Origin of the sequence: Pseudomonas flavocrustae, assembly GCF_029872515.1 — a bacterium.
GTDB classification, from domain to species: domain Bacteria; phylum Pseudomonadota; class Gammaproteobacteria; order Pseudomonadales; family Pseudomonadaceae; genus Chryseomonas; species Chryseomonas aestiva.
The window spans coordinates 127,621-148,198 of the sequence record NZ_JAPDIQ010000007.1; the positions used below are offsets into that span (position 1 = coordinate 127,621).

Below are 20,578 nucleotides of genomic sequence, written 5' to 3' on the forward strand. Positions count from 1 at the left end.
GATTTTCTCCGGGGCAATGACGCTGAGCGCCCGCTCGGATAGCCCCCTCTCCCCCGGGGAGAGGGTTGGGGTGAGGGCTCTCTGGCGGCGAACCCCAGTGGAAAAGGCTGCGCCGTTTTCCACGCTACGGTTTTCTCCGGGGCAATAACGCTGAGCGCCCGCTCGGATAGCCCCCTCTCCCCCGGGGAGAGGGTTGGGGTGAGGGCTCTCTGACAGCGAACCCCCAGTGGAAAAGGCTAACGCCGTTTTCCACGCTACGATTTTCTCCGGGGCAATGATGCTGAGCGCCCGCTCGAATAGCCCCCTCTCCCCCGGGGAGAGGGTTGGGGTGAGGGCTCTCTGGCGGCGACTCCCCAGTGGAAAAGGCTGCGCCGTTTTCCACGCTACGATTTTCTCCGGGGCAATGATGCTGAGCACCCGTTCGAATAGCCCCCTCTCCCCCGGGGAGAGGGTTGGGGTGAGGGCTCTCTGGCGGCGAACCCCCAGTGGAAAAGGCTAACGCCGTTTTTCACGCTACGATTTTCTCCGGGGCAATGATGCTGAGCGCCCGCTCGGATAACCCCCTCTCCCTCTGGGAGAGGGCTGGGGTGAGGGAGCGGCGAGACCCCTGTCCCGCCAGCTACCTCACTGCCCCAGCTTGCCCGCCTCGCAACCGGTGCTGGCGCACTCGCGCAGGCGTTCCTTGAGCACCTCCAGGCGGCTGTCGGTCAGGCTGACGGCGCAGTCCAGATTGACGAAGTAGCCATCGGCCTCCTCGCGGGCGCACTGGCTGTCGCGCTGCTTGATCCAGGCCAGCTGGCGCTGCTTGAGCACGGCCTGCTGATCGGCCGGCAGCTGCTTGCGCAGCTCGCCATAGGTCTGGTTCAGCGACTTGTCGCTCTGGGCGAACAGGTTGCTGGCGCAGTAGACGGTATCGAAGGCATTGCGCGGCGTGCCGCAACCGGCGGCCTGAGCCGTGGCGAAACCGAAGATACCGGTCAGGGTGAAGGTGGCGACGAGGGTGGTCTTGAGCATGGCAGCATCCTGCAGGGAGGCCGTCCGGAGTGGCGCGGCCATGAGACCAAACCTAGCAGAGCCACCGGCTCCGCGCGTCGCGCGCGCTGAAAAAACAGCCAACAAAAAAGCGCCCGAAGGCGCTTTCCTGTACTACCCGGGCGGGATCAGACCTTGGAACGCTCGAAGCGCTTGCGGTCGTTCTCGTTCAGGTACTTCTTGCGCAGACGGATGGACTTCGGCGTCACTTCCACCAGCTCGTCGTCGGCGATGAATTCCAGCGCCTGCTCGAGGGTGAACTTGATCGGCGGCACCAGGGCGATGACTTCGTCCTTGCCCGAGGCGCGCATGTTGTCCAGCTTCTTGCCCTTGGTGGGGTTGAGCACCAGGTCGTTGTCACGGCTGTTGATGCCGCACAGCTGGCCTTCGTAGATCTCGTCGCCCGGCGCCAGGAACAGCTTGCCGCGGCTCTGCAGGGTTTCCAGCGAGTAGGTCAGGGCGGTACCGGTGGCCATGGACACCAGCACGCCGTTCTGACGGTTGGTCACTTCGCCGGCCTTGATCGGACCGTAGTGGCTGAAGGTCGAGGTCAGGATGCCGCTGCCCGAGGTCAGGGTCAGGAAGTTGTTACGGAAGCCGATCAGGCCACGCGCCGGGATGGTGTATTCCAGGCGGATACGGCCCTTGCCATCGGGGATCATGTTGGTCAGATCGCCCTTGCGCAGACCCATCTGCTCCATCACCGAGCCCTGGTGCTGCTCTTCGATGTCGATGGAGACGTTCTCGTAGGGCTCCTGCTTCACGCCGTCCTTCTCGATGATCACCACTTCCGGACGGCCCACGGCCATCTCGAAGCCTTCGCGGCGCATGTTCTCGATCAGTACCGACAGGTGCAGCTCGCCACGGCCGGAGACCTTGAATTTCTCGGCCGACTCGCCCGGCTCGACGCGCAGGGCCACGTTGTGCAGCAGTTCCTTCTCCAGCCGGTCCTTGATGTTGCGGCTGGTGACAAACTTGCCTTCACGACCGGCGAACGGCGAGTCGTTGACCTGGAAGGTCATGCTCACGGTGGGCTGGTCGACGGTCAGCGGCGGACGGGCTTCGACGTTCTGCGGATCGCACAGGGTGTCGGAGATGAACAGCTCGTCCATGCCCGAGACGCAGACGATGTCGCCGGCTTCGGCTTCGGCCACTTCCACGCGCTGCAGGCCGGAGTGGCCCATGATCTTGAGGATACGACCGTTACGCTTGCTGCCGTCATCGCTGATGGCGACGACCGGGGTGTTGGCCTTGATGCGGCCACGGGCGATACGGCCGATGCCGATCACGCCGAGGAAGCTGTTGTAGTCCAGCTGGGAGATCTGCATCTGGAAGGGACCTTCCAGATCGACCTGGGGGGCCGGCACGTGGTCGACGATGGCCTGGAACAGGGCATCCATGTTGTCGTCCATCTTCTCGTGGTCCAGACCGGCGATGCCGTTCAGGGCGCTGGCGTAGACGATCGGGAAGTCCAGCTGCTCATCGGTGGCGCCGAGGTTGTCGAACAGGTCGAAGATCTGGTCGATGACCCAGTCCGGACGCGCGCCGGGACGGTCGATCTTGTTGACCACCACGATCGGACGCAGGCCGGCCTTGAAGGCCTTCTGGGTCACGAAGCGGGTCTGCGGCATTGGGCCGTCCTGGGCGTCGACCACCAGCAGCACGGAGTCGACCATGGACATCACGCGCTCCACCTCGCCACCGAAGTCGGCGTGGCCGGGGGTGTCGACGATGTTGATGTTGTAGTCGCCCCACTTCAGCGCGGTGTTCTTGGCCAGGATGGTGATGCCACGTTCCTTTTCCTGGTCGTTGCTGTCCATCACCCGCTCGTTTTCCGCTTCTTTGCGGTCCAGGGTGCCGGACAGGCGCAGCAGCTTGTCGACGAGGGTGGTCTTGCCATGGTCGACGTGCGCGATGATGGCGATGTTGCGGAGATTCTCGATCACAGTGGTGTTCTCGGTATAGAAATGAAGGAGCTTCAGCCAGCAGGCTGACAGCCGGAGATTGCAAAGGCGCGAAACGCGGCCGACCGGTACGTGGCCGGAGGGCTAGAAGGGGTCGGGAGGGCGGTGGCGGATACTGCCACCCAGCAGGCCCGGCTGCTTAGGCCGGACGATAAACGCGCACATTGGCGTGCCCTTCGGTGAGCAGGTGATGGGCGTGCAGCCGGCTCATCACCCCGCGGTCGCAATAGAGAAGGTACTGGCGATTCTCGTCCAGTTCCTTGAAACGGCTGTTCAGCGCGAAGAACGGCAGGGTCTGCACCTCGATGCCGGGCAGCTCCAGCGGCAGGTCTTCCTGGGCGTCGGGATGGCGAATGTCCACCACGACCTGCCCGGGCAGCGGCTGGTCCACCTCTTCCACCTGCACGTCCTTGCCCAGTTCCTCGATCACCTTGTCGACGGTGATGAAGCGCGCGCGTTCCAGGGCGGCGTCGAGCACCGCCATATCGAACTTGCCTTCCTCGTGCTCCACCCGCAGGGCCTTGGCCTTGGTGGTGGGATTCACCGAGATGATGCCGCAGTACTCAGGCATGTGCTTGGCGAAGTCGGCGGTGCCGATGCGCTGGGCGGTGTCGATGATGTCCTGCTTGTGGCTGGCCAGCAGCGGGCGCAGCACCAGGGTATCGGTGGCCTTGTCGATCACCGCCAGGTTGGTCAGGGTCTGGCTGGAGACCTGGGAGACGGCTTCGCCGGTCACCAGCGCCTCGATCTGCAGCTGCTCGGCGATACGACTGGCCGCACGCAGCATCATGCGCTTGAGGATCACGCCCATGTGGCTGTCGTCGCACTGGGTGAGGATCTGCCCCACCACTTCCTCGAAGGGCACGCTGATGAACAGCACGCGCTGGGAGCGGCCGTACTTCTCCCAGAGATAGTGGGCCACTTCCATCACGCCCAGTTCGTGGGCGCGCCCGCCGAGATTGAAGAAGCAGAAATGGCTGACCATCCCGCGTCTCATCATCTGATAGGCGGCCACGGTGGAGTCGAAACCACCGGACATCAGCACCAGCACCTGCTCCAGGGCGCCCAGCGGATAACCGCCCAGCCCTTCGTGGTGCTCGTCGATGATGAACAGCCGCTGGTCACGGATCTCCAGGCGGACGTTCACCTCGGGATTCTTCAGGGCGATGCCGGCGCCGCCGCAGCGTTCGCGCAGGCCACCGCCGACATGGCGCTCGACGTCCATCGAGGAGAAGTCATGGCGACCGGCACGCTTGCAGCGCACCGAGAACACCTTGCCGCGCACCCGCTCGCCGAAGTGGCGGACGCACAACTCGAGAATCGCGTCGAAATCGCCCAGCGGATACTCGTGCACCTCGAGAAACTGGCCGATGCCAGGGGTGCAGGCCAGCCGCTGCTTCAGCTCCGCCAGCAGCCGCGGCTCGGCGAGCGCGGTCTCCAGGGTGATGTTGTCCCAGACCCCTTCCACGCGGACATCCGGATCCAGATCGCGCAGCACGACACGAATGTTCTTCACCAGCTGGCGAATGAAATTCTTGCGCACCGGGCGACTCTTGATGGTGATTTCCGGAAAGACCTTGATGATGAGCTTCATGAGCGGGAAACGGGGGGCGGGTAACGCGAAAGAAAAGGGCGAATATCATACCTGAAAACCATCACTCACTCGAATTCAGCCGACAAAGTCACCTCAGGCGCCATTTGAGTGCAGTGATGAATTTTTAAGCACCAACTTGGTGCGCAGATACGTCGCCGATTGGCCTGAAAACGGCACGACTGGCGTCAGGAAGGGCTTCCAGCCCATTTGAGGGCACTGGCATACAACTTGCTCTCTTGTGAGGCAGCCGCCCCTGGGCCAGCATAGGGCGCTTTTCGTGGAACGCCGGTCGCTGACCAGGCAGTACGGAAGCGCCCCTCAAGGGCACAGCTGATACCGGGAGTACCGCCAACCGCTCCCGGCCGAAATTCCTCTGGAGGAAACCATGTCGAAGGCTGTTCAACTGATCAAAGAAAACGACGTGAAGTGGGTAGACCTGCGCTTCACCGACACCAAAGGCAAGCAGCAACACGTCACCATGCCGGCGCGTGACGCGCTGGACGAAGACTTCTTCGCCCATGGCAAGATGTTCGACGGCTCCTCCATCGCCGGCTGGAAAGGCATCGAAGCCTCCGACATGATCCTGCTGCCCGACGACAGCACCGCCGTTCTGGATCCCTTCACCGAAGAGCCGACCCTGATCCTGGTCTGCGACATCATCGAACCCTCCACCATGCAGCCCTATGAGCGCGACCCCCGTGGTATCGCCCGCGCTGCCGAGGAATACCTGAAGTCCACCGGCATCGGCGACACCGTGTTCGTCGGCCCGGAGCCCGAGTTCTTCATCTTCGACGAAGTGAAGTTCAAGTCGGACATCTCCGGCTCCATGTTCAAGATCTTCTCCGAGCAGGCTTCCTGGAATACCGATGCCGACTTCGAGTCCGGCAACAAGGGCCACCGTCCGGGCGTCAAGGGCGGCTACTTCCCGGTGCCGCCGGTCGATCACGACCACGAAATCCGTACCGCCATGTGCAACGCCCTGGAAGAGATGGGCCTGGTCGTGGAAGTCCACCACCACGAAGTGGCGACCGCTGGCCAGAACGAGATCGGTGTGCAGTTCAACACCCTGGTCAAGAAGGCCGACGAGACCCAGACCCTGAAGTACGTCGTGCACAACGTGGCCGATGCCTACGGCAAGACCGCCACCTTCATGCCCAAGCCCCTGTACGGCGACAACGGCTCCGGCATGCACGTGCACATGTCCATCTCCAAAGATGGCAAGAACACCTTCGCCGGCGAAGGCTATGCCGGCCTGTCCGATACCGCCCTGTACTTCATCGGCGGCATCATCAAGCACGGCAAGGCACTGAACGGCTTCACCAACCCGTCCACCAACAGCTACAAGCGTCTGGTGCCCGGCTTCGAAGCTCCGGTCATGCTGGCCTACTCGGCCCGTAACCGCTCCGCCTCCATCCGTATCCCCTATGTGTCGAGCCCGAAAGCCCGCCGCATCGAAGCCCGCTTCCCGGATCCGGCCGCCAACCCCTACCTGTGCTTCGCCGCCCTGCTGATGGCCGGCCTGGACGGTATCCAGAACAAGATCCACCCCGGCGATGCCGCCGACAAGAACCTGTACGATCTGCCGCCGGAAGAAGGCAAGAAGATCCCGCAGGTCTGCGGCAGCCTGAAGGAAGCCCTGGAAGCCCTGGACGCCGGTCGCGCGTTCCTGACCAAGGGCGGCGTCTTCACCGACGAGTTCATCGATGCCTACATCGAGCTGAAGTCCGAGGAAGAGATCAAGGTGCGTACCTTCGTGCACCCGCTGGAATACGACCTGTACTACAGCGTCTGAACCCGCTGCGGTAATTGAAAGAGGCCTCCTTCGGGAGGCCTTTTCTTTTGCCCTGGAAAAATTGCCGCGACCGACGCCAGCGCGGAGCGGCCGAGCTGCCTACCTGCCCACATGACGCGCCTGCTACCCTTGATCTCCATCGCCCGGCCGAGATTCCGCCATGCCTCGCCTGCTTGCCTGCTGTCTGCTCTGCCTCGCCTGCTCCGCCCAGGCCGCGATCTACAAGTCGGTGGATGCCGAAGGCAACACGGTATTCAGCGACCAGCCCTCGGCCAATGCCAAGCCGGTGCAGGTGGCGCCCACCAACACCGTGGACAATCCACGACCGGCACCGCCCATCCCCAGTGCGCCTGCGGCGGCGACCCCTGCCGGCCCGGCCTTCAGCCGTCTGGAAGTCAATGTGCCCGACGATGAGGCCATCCGCGCCAACAACGGCACCTTCTCGGTGGGGGTAGCCGTGGAACCGGCCCTGGGCCCGGGGCAGTCGCTGCAATTGCTGGTGGACGGCGCACCCTATGGCAGCCCCGGTCAGAGCACCCGCTTCGGCGTGGCCAATCTGGAGCGCGGCGAGCACCGCTTCGCGGCCCAGGTGCTGTCCGGCAACGGCGAGGTGATCCAGACCAGTGCCGAGAAGACCGTGACCGTGCAGCGCATCAGCGTCAACAGCCCGGCCCGCTGATGCGTCCGCTGCTGATCCTGCTGCTGCTCTGCCTGCTGCCGCCTGTCCAGGCGGCGGTCTACAGCTATGTCGACAAGGAAGGCAATCGGGTCTACACCGACCAGCCACCCAAGGGCGTCAAGGCGACCCAGGTGCCGCTCACGGTGCCCAACAATCTCAACCAGCAGGGCCAGCCGACCCGCAAGCTGAGCCCGACACCCGCCGCCCCGGCGGCCAGGCCCGCCAAGACAGCGCCCTTCCGCTACCAGATGCTGCGCATCCTGGTACCCGAGCCCGATGCCACGGTGATCGATCAGGAAGGGCAACTCATCGTCAGCCTGGTCAGCGAGCCGGCGTTGCAGCCGGGGCACAGCTACCGGCTGCTGCTGGACGACAAGGAAGCCGGTGTCGGGCACAGTCCGGTGTTTCCCCTGGGCAATCTGGATCGCGGCAGCCACAGTCTGGTGGCGGAGATCCTCGCCGCCGATGGCAACGTGCTGGAGCGGACGCCGGCGCAGCCCTTCCACCTGCGCCGCCCCTCGCTGGAGCAGAAGCGCCTGGCCCATCCCTGTAGCGACAAGGATTGGGGCAAGCGCCCGGAATGCCCACTGGACCTGAAACCGCCCGAACCCAGGAAATCCTGGCTACCCTTCCTCTAGCGCACCTATTTGGTGCGTTTTTTCATTGTGCACCATCTTGATACAAATACGGTTTCGTTCCGCCTGTCGCGCGGCGGCTGTTAGTGCACGTTACAGCCATCTGCCCTAACTCGGGGCGTCTTGGTTTGCTTCTTGCATTTTCCTATCGTCCCTATAGCGCTGTGGCCCCTCATGCCTACCGACGTCATCCACCGACTCTTGCTCGACAACCTCACCACCGCGGTCATCCTGCTCGATGCGGAGTTGCGCCTGGAGTACATGAATCCGGCGGCCGAGATGCTGCTGGCCATCAGCGGCCAGCGCAGCCATGGCCAGTTCATCAGCGAGCTGTTCACCGAATCGCCCGAGGCCCTGCAGGCACTGCGTCAGGCGGTGGACCATGCCCACCCCTTCACCAAGCGCGAGGCGCTGCTGATCTCCACCTCGGGCAACAGCCTCACGGTGGACTATGCGGTGACCCCGATCCTGGATCGCCACAACACCCTGCTGCTGCTGGAAGTCCATCCGCGCGACCGCCTGCTGCGCATCACCAAGGAAGAGGCGCAGATCTCCAAGCAGGAGACCACCAAGCTGCTGGTGCGCGGTCTGGCCCACGAGATCAAGAATCCCCTCGGCGGCATCCGCGGCGCGGCCCAGCTGCTGGCGCGCGAGCTGCCGGAAGAGGCACTCAAGGACTACACCAACGTCATCATCGAGGAAGCCGACCGGCTGCGGAATCTGGTCGATCGCATGCTCGGCTCCAACAAGCTGCCGAAACTCGCCATCACCAACGTCCACGAGGTGCTCGAACGGGTCTGCAGCCTGGTGGAAGCGGAAAGCCAGGGCCTGATCAACCTGGTGCGCGACTACGATCCGAGCATTCCCGACCTGATGATCGATCGGGAGCAGATGATCCAGGCGGTGCTCAACATCGTGCGCAACGCCATGCAGGCCATCTCCCAGCAGAACGAACTGCGCCTGGGCCGGGTGACCCTGAGAACCCGTACCCTGCGTCAGTTCACCATCGGCCACCACCGCCATCGCCTGGTGTGCAAGGTGGAGATCACCGACAACGGTCCGGGCATCCCCCAGGATCTGCAGGAAACCATCTTCTATCCCATGGTCAGCGGTCGCCCCGACGGCACCGGCCTCGGGCTCGCCATCACCCAGAACATCATCACCCAGCACCAGGGGCTGATCGAGTGTGAAAGCCATCCTGGCCACACCGCCTTCAGCATCTTCCTGCCGCTGGAATAACGAGGAGTACGCATGAGCCGTCAGGAGACCGTCTGGATCGTCGACGACGACCGTTCCATCCGCTGGGTCCTGGAAAAAGCCCTGCAACAGGAGGGCATGACCACCGTTGCCTTCGACAGCGCCGACAGCGTCATGACCCGCCTCGGCCGCCAGCAGCCGGACGTGGTGATCTCGGACATCCGCATGCCGGGGACCAGTGGCCTGGACCTGCTGTCGCGCATCCGCGAGATGCACCCGCGCCTGCCGGTCATCATCATGACCGCCCATTCCGACCTGGACAGTGCCGTGGCCTCCTACCAGGGCGGCGCCTTCGAATACCTGCCCAAGCCCTTCGACGTCGACGAGGCCGTGGCCCTGGTCAAGCGCGCCGGGCAGCACGCCCAGGAGCAGCAGGGATTCGCCGAACCGGCGCACCTGACCCGCACCCCCGAGATCATCGGCGAGGCGCCGGCGATGCAGGAGGTGTTCCGCGCGATTGGCCGCCTCTCGCACTCCAACATCACGGTGCTGATCAATGGCGAATCCGGTACCGGCAAGGAGCTGGTCGCCCACGCCCTGCACCGCCACAGTCCGCGCGCCGCGGCGCCCTTCATCGCCCTGAACATGGCCGCCATCCCCAAGGACCTGATGGAATCCGAGCTGTTCGGCCACGAGAAAGGCGCCTTCACCGGCGCCGCCGCCCAGCGTCGCGGCCGCTTCGAGCAGGCCGATGGCGGCACCCTGTTCCTCGACGAGATCGGCGACATGCCGGCCGACACCCAGACCCGCCTGCTGCGCGTACTGGCCGATGGCGAGTTCTATCGCGTCGGCGGCCACACTCCGGTCAAGGTGGACGTGCGCATCATCGCCGCCACCCACCAGAATCTCGAAGGCCTGGTGCGCGAGGGCAAGTTCCGCGAAGACCTGTTCCATCGCCTCAACGTCATCCGCATCCACATCCCGCGCCTGGCCGATCGCCGCGAGGACATCCCCGCCCTCGCCCGCCACTTCCTCGCCCGCGCCGCCCAGGAACTGGCCGTGGAACCCAAGACCCTGCGCAGCGAGACCGAGGAGTACATGAAAGGCCTGCCCTGGCAGGGTAACGTGCGCCAGCTGGAGAACACCTGCCGCTGGATCACGGTGATGGCCTCCAGCCGCGAGGTGCTGATCGACGACCTGCCGCCGGAGCTGCTCAACCAGCCCCAGGACGCCGCTCCCGCCGCCAACTGGGAACAGGCGCTGCGCCAGTGGGCCGACCAGGCTCTCACCCGCGGTCAGTCGAGCCTGCTGGACAACGCCGTACCGGCCTTCGAACGCATCATGATCGAGACGGCCCTCAAGCACACCGCCGGCCGCCGCCGCGATGCCGCCGTCCTGCTGGGCTGGGGTCGCAACACCCTGACCCGCAAGATCAAGGAGCTGGGCATGAAGGTGGACGGGCCGGATGAGGAGGGGGAGGACTGAAGCTCTCGACGGTGCCGTAGGTTGGGTTGAGCGTAAGCGAAGCCCAACATTGCCAGGCTTGAACTTCATATCGGTGCCTTAGCTGCTTATCGTGTTTTGCTGGTAGCTCTTTTTTCGCCCACTCGGGCGACTCACTTTTTTCAGTCGCGGCTGCGCGCCCCGGACTACGCGTCCCGGACAAAAGTAAGCAAAAACGCTTGCCCCGACCATCCGGCCAGCCTACGGCTGTTACTTCGCTGCGCTACGTTTCGCTCACACCAGCGCCGTTCCGGGGTCGGCCTACACGGGCCGTCCATGGCCCGTTAGGCCTCTCGCCGCATCCATGCGGCTCGACCCACTCCACGACACTGGCGTTCGCCCTCCTGAACGGGGCGACTCGCCAGACTGAAAGTGTTGGTTGAAGAAACGGAAGCGACTCATAGCGTGGACAAGGGCGAAGCCTTGTCCACTGATGATGTCGGTGCCCAACAGTGGAAAACGCTGCGCGGTTTTCCACGCTACGCCCCCCCCCCTGAACTCCGAACTCTCAGGCTGGCGCCCCGTCCCCGTCAGTGAGGCCGAGTTCCGGTGTCGTGGCGGGGGTTGCGAGGCAGGACGCCGAGCAAGGCGCGAGGGGCAGGAGGCCCCTTCGTGCCGTGCCCCCCGGAGCGGCGCCGGAGTGAGGGGACCCGGAGCGCAGCGGAGGGCCGAAACGTGGGGACAGCGTTTTTGGTTACTTTTGTCCGGGGCGCGCAGCCGCGACTGGCAAAAGTGACTCGCCTGAGGGGGGCGAAAATAAAACGATCAGCAAACTGCGATAATCCGCTGAGGCAGCCTCAAGCCCGAACCCGAGACGTTTGGGCTTCGCTAACACTCAACCCAGGTAACAAAGCCCCCCAAAACACCCAAACCAAAACTTGGCACACCTCCTGCAATATCCTAGGTAACTACCCTTTTGGGGACCTCGGTACAGGCAGGCTGGGGAATCCCCTCTTTTCTTCTCGAGGCCATCACCCAGTGTGATGGCCTCTTTTTTCGTCCGTGAAAAGTCGCGAACCCCAGGCTAGAGCGCTTTTCACCCCACGGCCAAGCCCATGGGATTGGCCGTGGCAGACGAAGCACCTAGGCAACTCGGCGCCACATCCCGTTCCGCTCTGGTGCAAACCAGCGGCCTTTTGCCTGATAACGGGGCATTTCAGCGGGTCAGCGGGACCTCGACGTGGAGCACCCAGTCCTCGCCTTCCTCGGCAATACGATCACTGGCCTGCAGGGCGCCGCCAACGCCTACCAGCAAAATCTTCAGGTCCTGTCCGTCCTGGCGTACCGTCCAGGAAAAGCTGCCGCCCGGCCGCGCCACCCGCCCCTGGCGTTCGCCGCCGTCCCAGCGGGCGCGGGGCAGGCGCAGGCTGAGGGCGCCGTCGGGGCGATAGCGTTCGTAGAACAGCGAGCGATCGGCGGTGATCAGCAATTCGAAGCGGCCGGCTTCCTGGCGACTGTCCACCCCCAGGATGACCGGGCGGCGGGCCTCGGACGACCAGGGATCGGGATGGGTACGCTGGTACACCAGCTGGCCGATGATCATGCCGAACAGACCGGCGCCCAGCGCCGCCGAGGCCAGCCAGAGGGTCAGGCGCTGGCGCTGGCTGCGCCATTCGGCCTTGAGCAGGTCGGGATCCTCCACCCGCGCCAGTTCTTCCCGGCGGGCGCGCTGTTCGCGCAACAGCCAGTCGACCAGCCGGCGCCAGAGGTTCATCGCCCTACCCCGCTCGCGACGGCGCGACGGTGGCGCAGTACCATAGGCGCTTTGCCAGGCGCCCTGCCCTTCATGTTCGACATCATCCTCTACCAACCGGAAATTCCGCCCAATACCGGCAACGTCATTCGCCTGTGCGCCATCACCGGCTGCCGCCTGCATCTGATCGAGCCACTGGGCTTTGCGCTGGACGACAAGAAATTGCGCCGCGCCGGCTTGGACTACCACGAGTGGTCCAGCGTGCGGACCCATGCCAGCCTCGCGGCCTGTATAGCAGATTTGCAGCCACCCCGACTGCTGGCCTTCACCACCAAGGCCAGCCATCCCTTCACCGAGATCGCCTATGCGCCGGGCGATGCGCTGCTGTTCGGCCCGGAAAGTCGCGGCCTGCCGGCCGAGGTGCTGGAGTCCCTGCCGCCCGAGCAGCGGCTGCGCCTGCCCATGCTGCCCAATCGCCGCAGCCTCAATCTGTCCAACACCGTGGCCGTGGCGGTCTACGAAGGCTGGCGGCAACTGGACTTCGCCGCACCGCCGGGCTGACCGTCAGAACCTTCCCGCCAGACGCGCCGTCCCATGACCTACAGGCACATCGCCAGACCGTCACACGAGGCGCACCATGAGCAAGATCGGCAAACCCAAGGTTGAACGCTACGATGCGCCCTCCGGTGGCTGGGGCTCGGCGCGCTCGGTGACCGAGATCGTCCTGCGCGAACGGGTGCCGCTCAAGTCCGGCGCCCTGCTGGCCAGGCAGAACAAGCATGGCGGCTTCGCCTGCGTGAGTTGCGCCTGGGCCAAGCCGGGCAAGCCCCACCCGCTGGAATTCTGCGAGAACGGCGCCAAGGCCACTGCCTGGGAGGTCACCAGCAAGAGGTGCGGACCGGAATTCTTCGCCGGCCATTCCCTCACCGAACTGCGCGGCTGGCGCGACTACGATCTGGAAGAGGTCGGACGCCTGACCCACCCCCTGCGCTACGACGTCGCCAGCGACCGTTATCGGCCGGTGAGCTGGGCCGAGGCCTTCGCCGACATCGGCGCCGAACTCAAGGCGCTGGATCCGGACTCGGTGATCTTCTACGCCTCGGGTCGGGCCGCGCTGGAAACCTCTTACCTCTATCAGCTCTATGCCCGCCTGTACGGCACCAACAACCTGCCGGACAGTTCCAACATGTGCCACGAAAGCACCTCGGTGGCCCTGCCCAAGAGCATCGGCGTGACCGTGGGCACCGTGACCCTCGACGACTTCGATCAGACCGACTGCCTGCTGTTCTTTGGTCAGAATCCGGGCAGCAACAGCCCGCGGATGCTGCATGACCTGCAGGAAGCACGCAAACGTGGCGCGCCTATAATCACCTTCAACCCCCTGCGCGAACGTGGCCTGGAAACCTTCGTCAATCCACAATCGCCGGTGGAGATGCTGACCGACCACCCCACCCAGATCAGCACCCAGTACCATCAGCTCAAGCCGGGTGGCGACCTCGCGGCCCTTACCGGCATGTGCAAGGCGCTGCTGACCGCCGATGACCAGGCCCGTGAACAGGGCCAGGCCGCGGTGCTCGATCATGCCTTCATCGCCGAGCACTGCCATGGCTTCGCCGACTTCTGCGAATGGCTGCAACGTCAGGAGTGGCCGCAGCTGGAGCGCCAGTCGGGCCTTACCCGCAGTGCGCTGGAAGCGGCCGCTACCGTCTATGCCCGCTGCCAGAAGGTCATCGGTATCTATGGCATGGGGCTGACCCAGCATCGCTACGGGGTGGAAACCATCCAGATGCTGGCCAACCTGCTGCTACTGCGCGGCAACCTCGGCAAGCCTGGTGCCGGTATCTGTCCGGTTCGGGGGCATTCCAATGTCCAGGGTCAGCGTACCGTGGGTATCACCGAAAAACCGGAACTGGCGCCGTTGAAGCAGCTGGGCGAGCGTTTCGGCTTCGCGCCGCCGCAAGACAAGGGCCGCAATACCGTAGAGGCCTGCGAAGGCATCCTCGACGGCTCGGTAAAGGCCTTCATCGGCCTGGGCGGCAACTTCCTGCGCGCCATTCCCGAGACCAGCCTGATGGAGCCCGCCTGGCGCACCCTGCGCCTGTCGGTACAGATCGCCACCAAGCTCAATCGCAATCATCTGGTGCCGGCGGACAAAGCCTACCTGCTGCCCTGCCTGGGGCGGACCGAGATCGATCGCCAGAACGAGGTGGAACAGGCCCATAGCACCGAGGACAGCACCGGCTGCATCCACGGCTGGCGCGGCGCGGCCGAGCCGCCCGAGGGTGAGTTGCTGTCCGAGCCAGCCATCGTCGCCGGATTGGCGAAGGCTACCCTGCCGGAAAACCCCAAGGTCACCTGGGATGCCTGGGTGGCCGACTATGCCCTTATCCGCGACGAGATCGCCCTCTCCTTTCCGGAGATCTTCCACGACTTCAATGCGCGGATGTGGGAGGTAGGTGGCTTCCATCGTCCGCTGCCAGCGGCCAAGCGCGAGTGGAAGACCGAAACCGGCAAGGCCAATCTCATCGTGCCACGCAGCCTGGAAGAAGACCCGGACATGCCCGCGAGCGGGCGTGACGTCCTGACCCTGATGACGCTGCGCAGCAACGACCAGTTCAACACCACCATCTACGGCTATCACGATCGTTTCCGCGGCGTGAAGGGCACCCGGGCGGTGCTCTTCATGAATCGCAACGACATCGAACGCCTGGGTCTGGCCGAAGGCGACAAGGTGCAGGTGTCGACGGTGGCCGACGATGGCGTGCGCCGCGAAGTGGGACCGCTGCGGGTCACGCCCTATAACATCCCGGAAGGCGCCTGTGGCGGCTACTACCCGGAATGCAATGCCCTGATCCCGCTTTGGCACCATGCCGAAGGCAGCAAGGTACCGGCGGCCAAGGCCATCCCGGTCCGTCTGAACAAGCTGATCGCGGCGAACGACGGCGGCTTTCCGGTAGAGCCGGAGGGGTATGGGGCGCAGTATTAGGCCCTGCTGGAGTCTCGCCTGAGCTAGGCCATGGCCTGCTGTTGGGCTTCGCTACGCTCAACCCAACCTACGGACGTGCTTTAGTAGGTTGGGCTGAGACAGCTCCATCGTCGAAGCCCAACGGCTACGCGAATGGCGGGCTTTGCTGCATCCAGCTCAGCCCGACGAGCCCTCAACCGATGGTCATCAGACTGGCATTGCCGCCGGCCGCTGCCGTGTTCACGCTCAGGGCGCGCTCGATGAGCAGGCGCTCCAGCGGGATGGCGGTTTCGCCACGGGCCAGGCCCTGGACACCGACGATGGGACCACTGCGCTTGGCCACCTGCTGGCAGACTTGGCGCAGCTGATCGGAATCGCCATGGTGCAGGACCGCTTCGAAGGCAACCTCGTCCTTGCGCCAGTCGGCCGCCACCTGCACCCGCGAGCGTACAGCCTGCGGCAGGCGATTCAGGGTGGCCTTGTGGGCCTCCTCGATCAGCGCCGTGCTGCCCACCGCCATGACCGCTGCCAGTTGCAGCAGCAGATCGCTGTCGTCGGCCGCCAGGCACAGCACCCGGCTACGTGGCAGCAGGCTGTAGCTGTTGCGCTCGCCGGTCGGACCCGGCAGCAGGCGGGTCAGGCCGCTCAGGGATTCTTCGGCGAATCTCAGGCAGGCCTGCTCCAGCTCGCCCAGGCCCTGCTGCCTGGCCCAGTCGTGCAGGGCGCCCAGCGGATTGCCGGCCTGCTGACGCAGGGCATCACGCACCTGCCATTCGGTCTCGCCGGTGCTGCCCTTGGCCAGAGCCACGGCGGGATCGCCATCCGGACGGGTGCTGAGCAGGCGATAGAGGTAGAGCGGACCGCCCGCCTTGGGACCGGTGCCCGAGAGGCCTTCGCCGCCGAAGGGCTGCACCCCGACCACCGCGCCGACCATGTTGCGGTTGACGTAGAGGTTGCCGGCATGGGCGCGCTCGATCACCTTGGCGATGGTCTCGTCGATGCGGGTGTGGACGCCAAAGGTCAGGCCGTAGCCGGTGGCATTGATCTGGTCGATCACCTTGTCCAGGTCCTTGCGACCATAGCGCACCACGTGCAGCACCGGCCCGAAGACCTCGCGACCCAATTCGGCCAGGCTTTCCAGCTCGATCAGGGTGGGCATGACGAAGGTGCCACGGTGGATGGCGTCGCCTTCGACGCGACCGCCCTGGTGCACCCGGCGGCCTTTGCCTCTCAGGGTCTGGATGTGCTTGTCGATGGTGGTCTTGGCCTCGCCGTCGATCACCGGGCCGATGTCGATGGCCAGGTTCTCCGGGTTGCCCAGGCGGCATTCGGCCATGGCGCCCTTGAGCATTTCCAGCACGCGATCGGCCACGTCGTCCTGCACGCAGAGCACGCGCAGGGCCGAGCAGCGCTGACCGGCGCTGTCGAAGGCGGAGGCGACCACGTCGGTCACCACCTGCTCGGCCAGCGCCGAGGAGTCGACGATCATGGCGTTCTGGCCACCGGTCTCGGCGATCAGCGGGATCGGCCGGCCCTGGGCGTCCAGGCGTCCGGCGATGTTACGCGCCAGGATCTGGGCCACCTCGGTGGAGCCGGTGAACATCACGCCCTTGACCCGCACATCGTTGACCAGGGCGGCGCCGATGGTGGAGCCCTCGCCTGGCAGCAACTGCAGCACGCCCTCGGGGATGCCGGCCTCCAGCAACAGACGCACGGCCTGGGCGGCGATCAGCGGAGTCTGCTCGGCCGGCTTGGCCAGCACGGTGTTGCCGGCGGCCAGGGCCGCGGCGATCTGGCCGCTGAAGATGGCCAGGGGGAAGTTCCAGGGGCTGATGCAGACCACCGGGCCCAGCGGGCGGTGGCTGTCATTGGCGAAGTCACGGCGCACCAGGGCAGCGTAGTAGCGCAGGAAATCCACTGCCTCGCGTACCTCGGCGATGGCGTTGGCGTAGGTCTTGCCAGCCTCGCGCACCAGGAGGCCCATCAATGGCTGCAGCTGCGCCTCCATCAGTTCGGCGGCGCGATCCAGGGCCGCGGCGCGCTGCTCGGGCGGGGTGGATTGCCAGATGGGCGCGGCGGCCAGGGCCTCTTCCAGGGCGATGTCGACATCGGCGCGAGTGGCGTTGCTGACCTGGCCGACACGGTCGCGGCGATCGGCCGGATTGAGCACCGGCTGCGGAATCGACGGCTCGCTGGCGCGACCCAGCAGCGGACGGGCTTCCCAGGCGGTGTTGCCACTGGCCAGCAGCGCGGCCGACAGCGAACCCAGGCGGTGCTCGCTGGACAGGTCCAGGCCGCTGGAATTGCAACGCTCGGCACCGTACAGGGCGCTCGGGTGGGGAATGCGCGGATGCGGCAGGCCGATGGCGCCTTCGCTGGTGGACTGCTGCTCGATCTGCACCACCGGATCGGCCACCAGCTCGTCGAGGGAGATGGAGTGGTCGGCGATGCGGTTGACGAAGGAGGTGTTGGCGCCGTTTTCCAGGAGGCGGCGGACCAGGTAGGCCAGCAGCGTCTCGTGGGTGCCCACCGGGGCATAGATGCGGCAGGGCCGCGCCAGCTTGCCGTCCTTGACGCTGCCCACCACCTGCTCGTACAGCGGCTCACCCATGCCGTGCAGGCACTGGAATTCGTACTGGCCGGGGTAATAGTTCTGCCCGCCGAGCTGGTAGATGGCGGCCAGGGTGTGGGCGTTGTGGGTGGCGAATTGCGGGTAGATGGCTTCCGGCGCGGCCAGCAGCTTGCGGGCGCAGGCCAGGTAGGCCACGTCGGTGTAGACCTTGCGGGTATAGACCGGATAACCCTCCAGGCCTTCCACCTGAGCGCGCTTGATCTCGCTGTCCCAGTAGGCGCCCTTGACCAGGCGGATCATCAGGCGGCGACGGCTGCGCCGGGCCAGGTCGATCAGGTAGTCGATCACCAGCGGGCAGCGCTTCTGGTAGGCCTGGATGACGAAGCCGATGCCGTTCCAGCCGGCCAGTTGCGGCTCGAAGGACAGACGCTCCAGCAGATCCAGGGAGATCTCCAGGCGATCGGCTTCCTCGGCGTCGATGTTCAGGCCGATGTCGTAGCGCTTGGCCAGCAGGGTCAGTTCCAGCAGGCGCGGGTAGAGTTCGCTCATCACCCGGTCGTACTGGGCGCGGCTGTAGCGCGGATGCAGCGCCGAGAGCTTGATGGAGATGCCCGGGCCTTCGTAGATGCCGCGACCGTGGGAGGCCTTGCCGATGGAGTGGATGGCCTGCTCGTAGGAGGCCAGGTAGCGGCGCGCGTCGGCCTCGGTCAGGGCCGCTTCACCCAGCATGTCGTAGCTGTAGCGGAAGCCCTTCGCCTCGAACTTGCTGGCGTTGGCCAGGGCCTCGGCGATGGTCTCGCCGGTGACGAACTGTTCGCCCATCAGGCGCATGGCCATGTCCACGCCCTTGCGGATCACCGGCTCGCCGCTCTTGCCGATGAGGCGATTGAGCGAGCTGGTGAGGCCGGCCTCGTTGTGGGTCGACACCAGGCGACCGGTCAGCAGCAGGCCCCAGGTGGCGGCATTGACGAACAGCGACGGGCTGTTGCCCAGGTGCGGCTGCCAGTTGCCGGTGCTGATCTTGTCGCGGATCAGGGCATCACGGGTGCCTTTGTCCGGAATGCGCAGCAGGGCTTCGGCCAGGCACATCAGGGCCACGCCTTCCTGGGAGGACAGCGAGAACTCGCGGAGCAGACTCTGCACCATTCCGGAGCGCCCGGTTGCACCCTTGGCATTGCGCAGCTTCTCGGCGATGCGATGGGCCAGTTCGTGGGTAGCCTTGGCTTGGGCCGCGGGCAGGCGCGCCTGCTCCAGCAGCAGCGGTAGCAGCTCTTCTTCCGGCCGGCGATAGGCGGCGGTGATGGCCGAGCGCAGCACGGATTGCGGCAGGATGCTCTCGGCGAACTCCAGGAACGGCTGGTAGACCGGATCGGCCAGGGCCTCGACGGCTTCGTTGTCGCCCTCGGCCAGACGCTGGGCGATACCCTGCAGATCGGCCAGGGTCGCGCCGCTTTCCAGGGTCTCCAGGTAGGTGTAGATGGCCTGCTTGATCAGCCAGTGAGGCGTCCGATCAATGCGGCGCGCCGCTTCCTTGAGACGATCGCGGGTGGCTTCGTCGAGCTTTACGCCCAGGGTAGTGGTAGTGGCCATGCGCAGGTCCTCAAGCAAGAAGGCGTCGAAATTCGGCGCAGCTTAGCGCTGCTCGAAATAAAAGTGCAACCAAGTGCAACCCATGAGGCTCTACCGTCGATCTGGTTGCACCAGCGGGTGGGTAACAGATCGCAAGGCTATGCAGAGATCAGGCCAAGGGGTGCGACCAGGTTGAACCCCCGGCAGAGGAGAGCCTGCCGGACGAAGAGCGATCGTTAGCCTGGCAAGTGTTACCTGGCTTCACACCAAGGCGCTGGCTTCAGGCCAGGGAAGGGAAATGCGGCAGGACGAATTCGCCCAGTTCCTGGACCACTTCGCTGGCCGGACGCCGCGAGGGCCGCAGGTTGAGCGCCAGGTGATTGACCCCCGCCTCCTGCAACTGGGCAAGGTAGTCCACCAGCGCTCGCCGCCCGCAGGACAGTCCGGCATGAATGGGCCGAGGCGGCTGGGCCGGATCGCTGGCCAGTTCGAAGAACAGCCCCTGGGCGAAGGGCTTGAACAGCTCGCGCCCGCCGATCTCGTCCAGCGCCTCGCGCCAGACCCGCGTCAGGGCTGGGACGTGCTCGGCGGGCACGAAGTAGTAGAACCAGCCATCGGCCTTGGCGGCGATCCAGTCCACCGTCTGCCGACTGCGCCCGGTCACCAGCGCCGGGATGCGGCCGTGCACCGGTTTGGGCACCAGATCGGCCAATCCCTGCAGATCGCCGAAACGGCGAAATTCACCCCGGGGAAAATTGGTCTCGCCGGCCAGGCGAAACATCTCGAAGGCATCGCGGAAGCGCTCGCCTCGCCGCTCGAATTCGCTCTCCAGGCCAAAGGCCGGGTACTCCACCGGACGATCGCCGGAGGCCACCCCCAGCACCAGCCGACCATCGCTCAACTGGTCGACCGAGGCCGCCATCTTGGCCAGGTGCAGCGGATGGCGCAGGGTGATGACGGCGCTGCCGGTGGCCAGGGTCAGGTGCTGGGTGATGCCCGCCAGGTAGCCGAGATAGGTGAAGGGCTCGAACACCTGGCCGGCGTCGTTGAAACCGGGATCGTAGAAGGGCACGTCGCGCGCCCAGAGTGCCGCGAAGCCCAGCTGGTCGGCCAGCCGCGCCAGGCGGGCATGGTCGCGCAGGGTCGGCATGGGATCGTCAGGATAGCCTTCCAGCGGCAGCAGAAAACCCAGGGTCAGACGACCCGGCGCGAAAAGTCGCGAAAAGCCCGGATGCTGCAGAAAGGCGCGGCGACGCTCCGTGGTGGACATGGGATTCCTTGCCGGAGAGGGAAAGCGGATGACCTTTCTATGGAGTCTAACGGCATTCCAGGGTTCGCCAGACAACCGATGAGGGCGCGAGGCGTCCCTCATCTCCGCCAAGG

At 65.2% G+C, this 20,578-nt stretch carries 13 protein-coding genes; 7 read left to right on the forward strand and 6 right to left on the reverse strand.

What is annotated here, in order from left to right:
- Nucleotides 1-624: 624 nt before the first annotated feature.
- From OMP44_RS16480 to thiI, 3 genes are all read right to left on the reverse strand, one after another.
- On the reverse strand, nt 625-1,014 hold the full coding sequence (locus OMP44_RS16480) for a lysozyme inhibitor LprI family protein (protein ID WP_187980924.1): 390 nt from the start codon (nt 1,012-1,014) through the stop codon (nt 625-627).
- A 146-nt stretch (nt 1,015-1,160) separates the two neighbouring features.
- Nucleotides 1,161-2,978 (reverse strand): translational GTPase TypA, encoded by a 1,818-nt coding sequence (typA, locus tag OMP44_RS16485; protein ID WP_133860504.1) that lies wholly within the window; start codon nt 2,976-2,978, stop codon nt 1,161-1,163.
- A 157-nt stretch (nt 2,979-3,135) separates the two neighbouring features.
- A complete protein-coding gene (gene thiI, locus OMP44_RS16490; RefSeq protein ID WP_280309757.1) occupies nt 3,136-4,590 on the reverse strand; it encodes a tRNA uracil 4-sulfurtransferase ThiI in 1,455 nt (484 codons plus the stop codon).
- Nucleotides 4,591-4,975: 385 nt separating this feature from the next.
- Between thiI and glnA the strand changes: the two genes are divergently transcribed.
- The 5 genes from glnA to ntrC all read left to right on the forward strand — a co-directional run bounded on the left by glnA (nt 4,976) and on the right by ntrC (nt 10,378).
- Complete coding sequence (glnA, locus tag OMP44_RS16495; protein ID WP_017639449.1) at nt 4,976-6,382, forward strand: glutamate--ammonia ligase; 1,407 nt, start codon at nt 4,976-4,978, stop codon at nt 6,380-6,382.
- A 160-nt stretch (nt 6,383-6,542) separates the two neighbouring features.
- Entirely contained in the window at nt 6,543-7,061 is a 519-nt protein-coding gene (locus OMP44_RS16500; RefSeq protein ID WP_158890157.1) for a DUF4124 domain-containing protein, read from the forward strand.
- Nucleotides 7,061-7,699 carry a DUF4124 domain-containing protein gene (locus OMP44_RS16505; protein ID WP_133860501.1) on the forward strand — a complete coding sequence of 213 codons (639 nt, stop codon included), beginning with the start codon at nt 7,061-7,063 and terminating at the stop codon, nt 7,697-7,699. Before OMP44_RS16500 ends, OMP44_RS16505 begins: the two co-directional genes overlap by 1 nt.
- A 171-nt stretch (nt 7,700-7,870) precedes the next feature.
- Complete coding sequence (gene glnL, locus OMP44_RS16510) at nt 7,871-8,935, forward strand: nitrogen regulation protein NR(II) (protein WP_208693123.1); 1,065 nt, start codon at nt 7,871-7,873, stop codon at nt 8,933-8,935.
- Nucleotides 8,936-8,947: 12 nt separating this feature from the next.
- Nucleotides 8,948-10,378: a nitrogen regulation protein NR(I) gene (gene ntrC / locus OMP44_RS16515; protein ID WP_017639445.1), complete on the forward strand. Its 1,431-nt coding sequence runs from the start codon at nt 8,948-8,950 to the stop codon at nt 10,376-10,378.
- Between the two features lie 1,174 nt (nt 10,379-11,552).
- On the opposite strand, the gene OMP44_RS16520 is transcribed toward ntrC, so the two are convergent.
- Complete coding sequence (locus OMP44_RS16520; protein WP_280309764.1) at nt 11,553-12,110, reverse strand: hypothetical protein; 558 nt, start codon at nt 12,108-12,110, stop codon at nt 11,553-11,555.
- 72 nt (nt 12,111-12,182) lie between these two features.
- Between OMP44_RS16520 and OMP44_RS16525 the strand changes: the two genes are divergently transcribed.
- Together OMP44_RS16525 and OMP44_RS16530 are read left to right on the forward strand one after the other, a co-directional pair.
- On the forward strand, nt 12,183-12,650 hold the full coding sequence (locus OMP44_RS16525; RefSeq protein WP_133860498.1) for a tRNA (cytidine(34)-2'-O)-methyltransferase: 468 nt from the start codon (nt 12,183-12,185) through the stop codon (nt 12,648-12,650).
- A gap of 76 nt (nt 12,651-12,726) precedes the next feature.
- Nucleotides 12,727-15,075, forward strand: coding sequence for an FdhF/YdeP family oxidoreductase (locus tag OMP44_RS16530; RefSeq protein ID WP_431312660.1), 2,349 nt, complete (start codon nt 12,727-12,729; stop codon nt 15,073-15,075).
- A 172-nt stretch (nt 15,076-15,247) separates the two neighbouring features.
- Here the strand turns inward: OMP44_RS16530 and putA are convergent, their stop codons facing one another.
- Both putA and OMP44_RS16540 read right to left on the reverse strand, forming a co-directional pair.
- Nucleotides 15,248-19,216, reverse strand: coding sequence for a trifunctional transcriptional regulator/proline dehydrogenase/L-glutamate gamma-semialdehyde dehydrogenase (putA, locus tag OMP44_RS16535; RefSeq protein WP_280309767.1), 3,969 nt, complete (start codon nt 19,214-19,216; stop codon nt 15,248-15,250).
- A gap of 259 nt (nt 19,217-19,475) precedes the next feature.
- Nucleotides 19,476-20,465, reverse strand: coding sequence for an LLM class oxidoreductase (locus OMP44_RS16540; protein WP_187980921.1), 990 nt, complete (start codon nt 20,463-20,465; stop codon nt 19,476-19,478).
- Nucleotides 20,466-20,578: the final 113 nt, after the last annotated feature.

Coding starts and splice junctions, on each gene's coding strand:
- OMP44_RS16530 (WP_431312660.1), top strand. CDS start 12,727: ATGAGCAAGATCGGCAAACCCAAGGTTGAACGCTACGATGCGCCCTCC.
- OMP44_RS16480 (WP_187980924.1), bottom strand. CDS start 1,014: ATGCTCAAGACCACCCTCGTCGCCACCTTCACCCTGACCGGTATCTTC.
- ntrC (WP_017639445.1), top strand. CDS start 8,948: ATGAGCCGTCAGGAGACCGTCTGGATCGTCGACGACGACCGTTCCATC.
- OMP44_RS16540 (WP_187980921.1), bottom strand. CDS start 20,465: ATGTCCACCACGGAGCGTCGCCGCGCCTTTCTGCAGCATCCGGGCTTT.
- glnA (WP_017639449.1), top strand. CDS start 4,976: ATGTCGAAGGCTGTTCAACTGATCAAAGAAAACGACGTGAAGTGGGTA.
- glnL (WP_208693123.1), top strand. CDS start 7,871: ATGCCTACCGACGTCATCCACCGACTCTTGCTCGACAACCTCACCACC.
- OMP44_RS16525 (WP_133860498.1), top strand. CDS start 12,183: ATGTTCGACATCATCCTCTACCAACCGGAAATTCCGCCCAATACCGGC.
- thiI (WP_280309757.1), bottom strand. CDS start 4,590: ATGAAGCTCATCATCAAGGTCTTTCCGGAAATCACCATCAAGAGTCGC.
- OMP44_RS16500 (WP_158890157.1), top strand. CDS start 6,543: ATGCCTCGCCTGCTTGCCTGCTGTCTGCTCTGCCTCGCCTGCTCCGCC.
- OMP44_RS16520 (WP_280309764.1), bottom strand. CDS start 12,110: ATGAACCTCTGGCGCCGGCTGGTCGACTGGCTGTTGCGCGAACAGCGC.
- putA (WP_280309767.1), bottom strand. CDS start 19,216: ATGGCCACTACCACTACCCTGGGCGTAAAGCTCGACGAAGCCACCCGC.
- OMP44_RS16505 (WP_133860501.1), top strand. CDS start 7,061: ATGCGTCCGCTGCTGATCCTGCTGCTGCTCTGCCTGCTGCCGCCTGTC.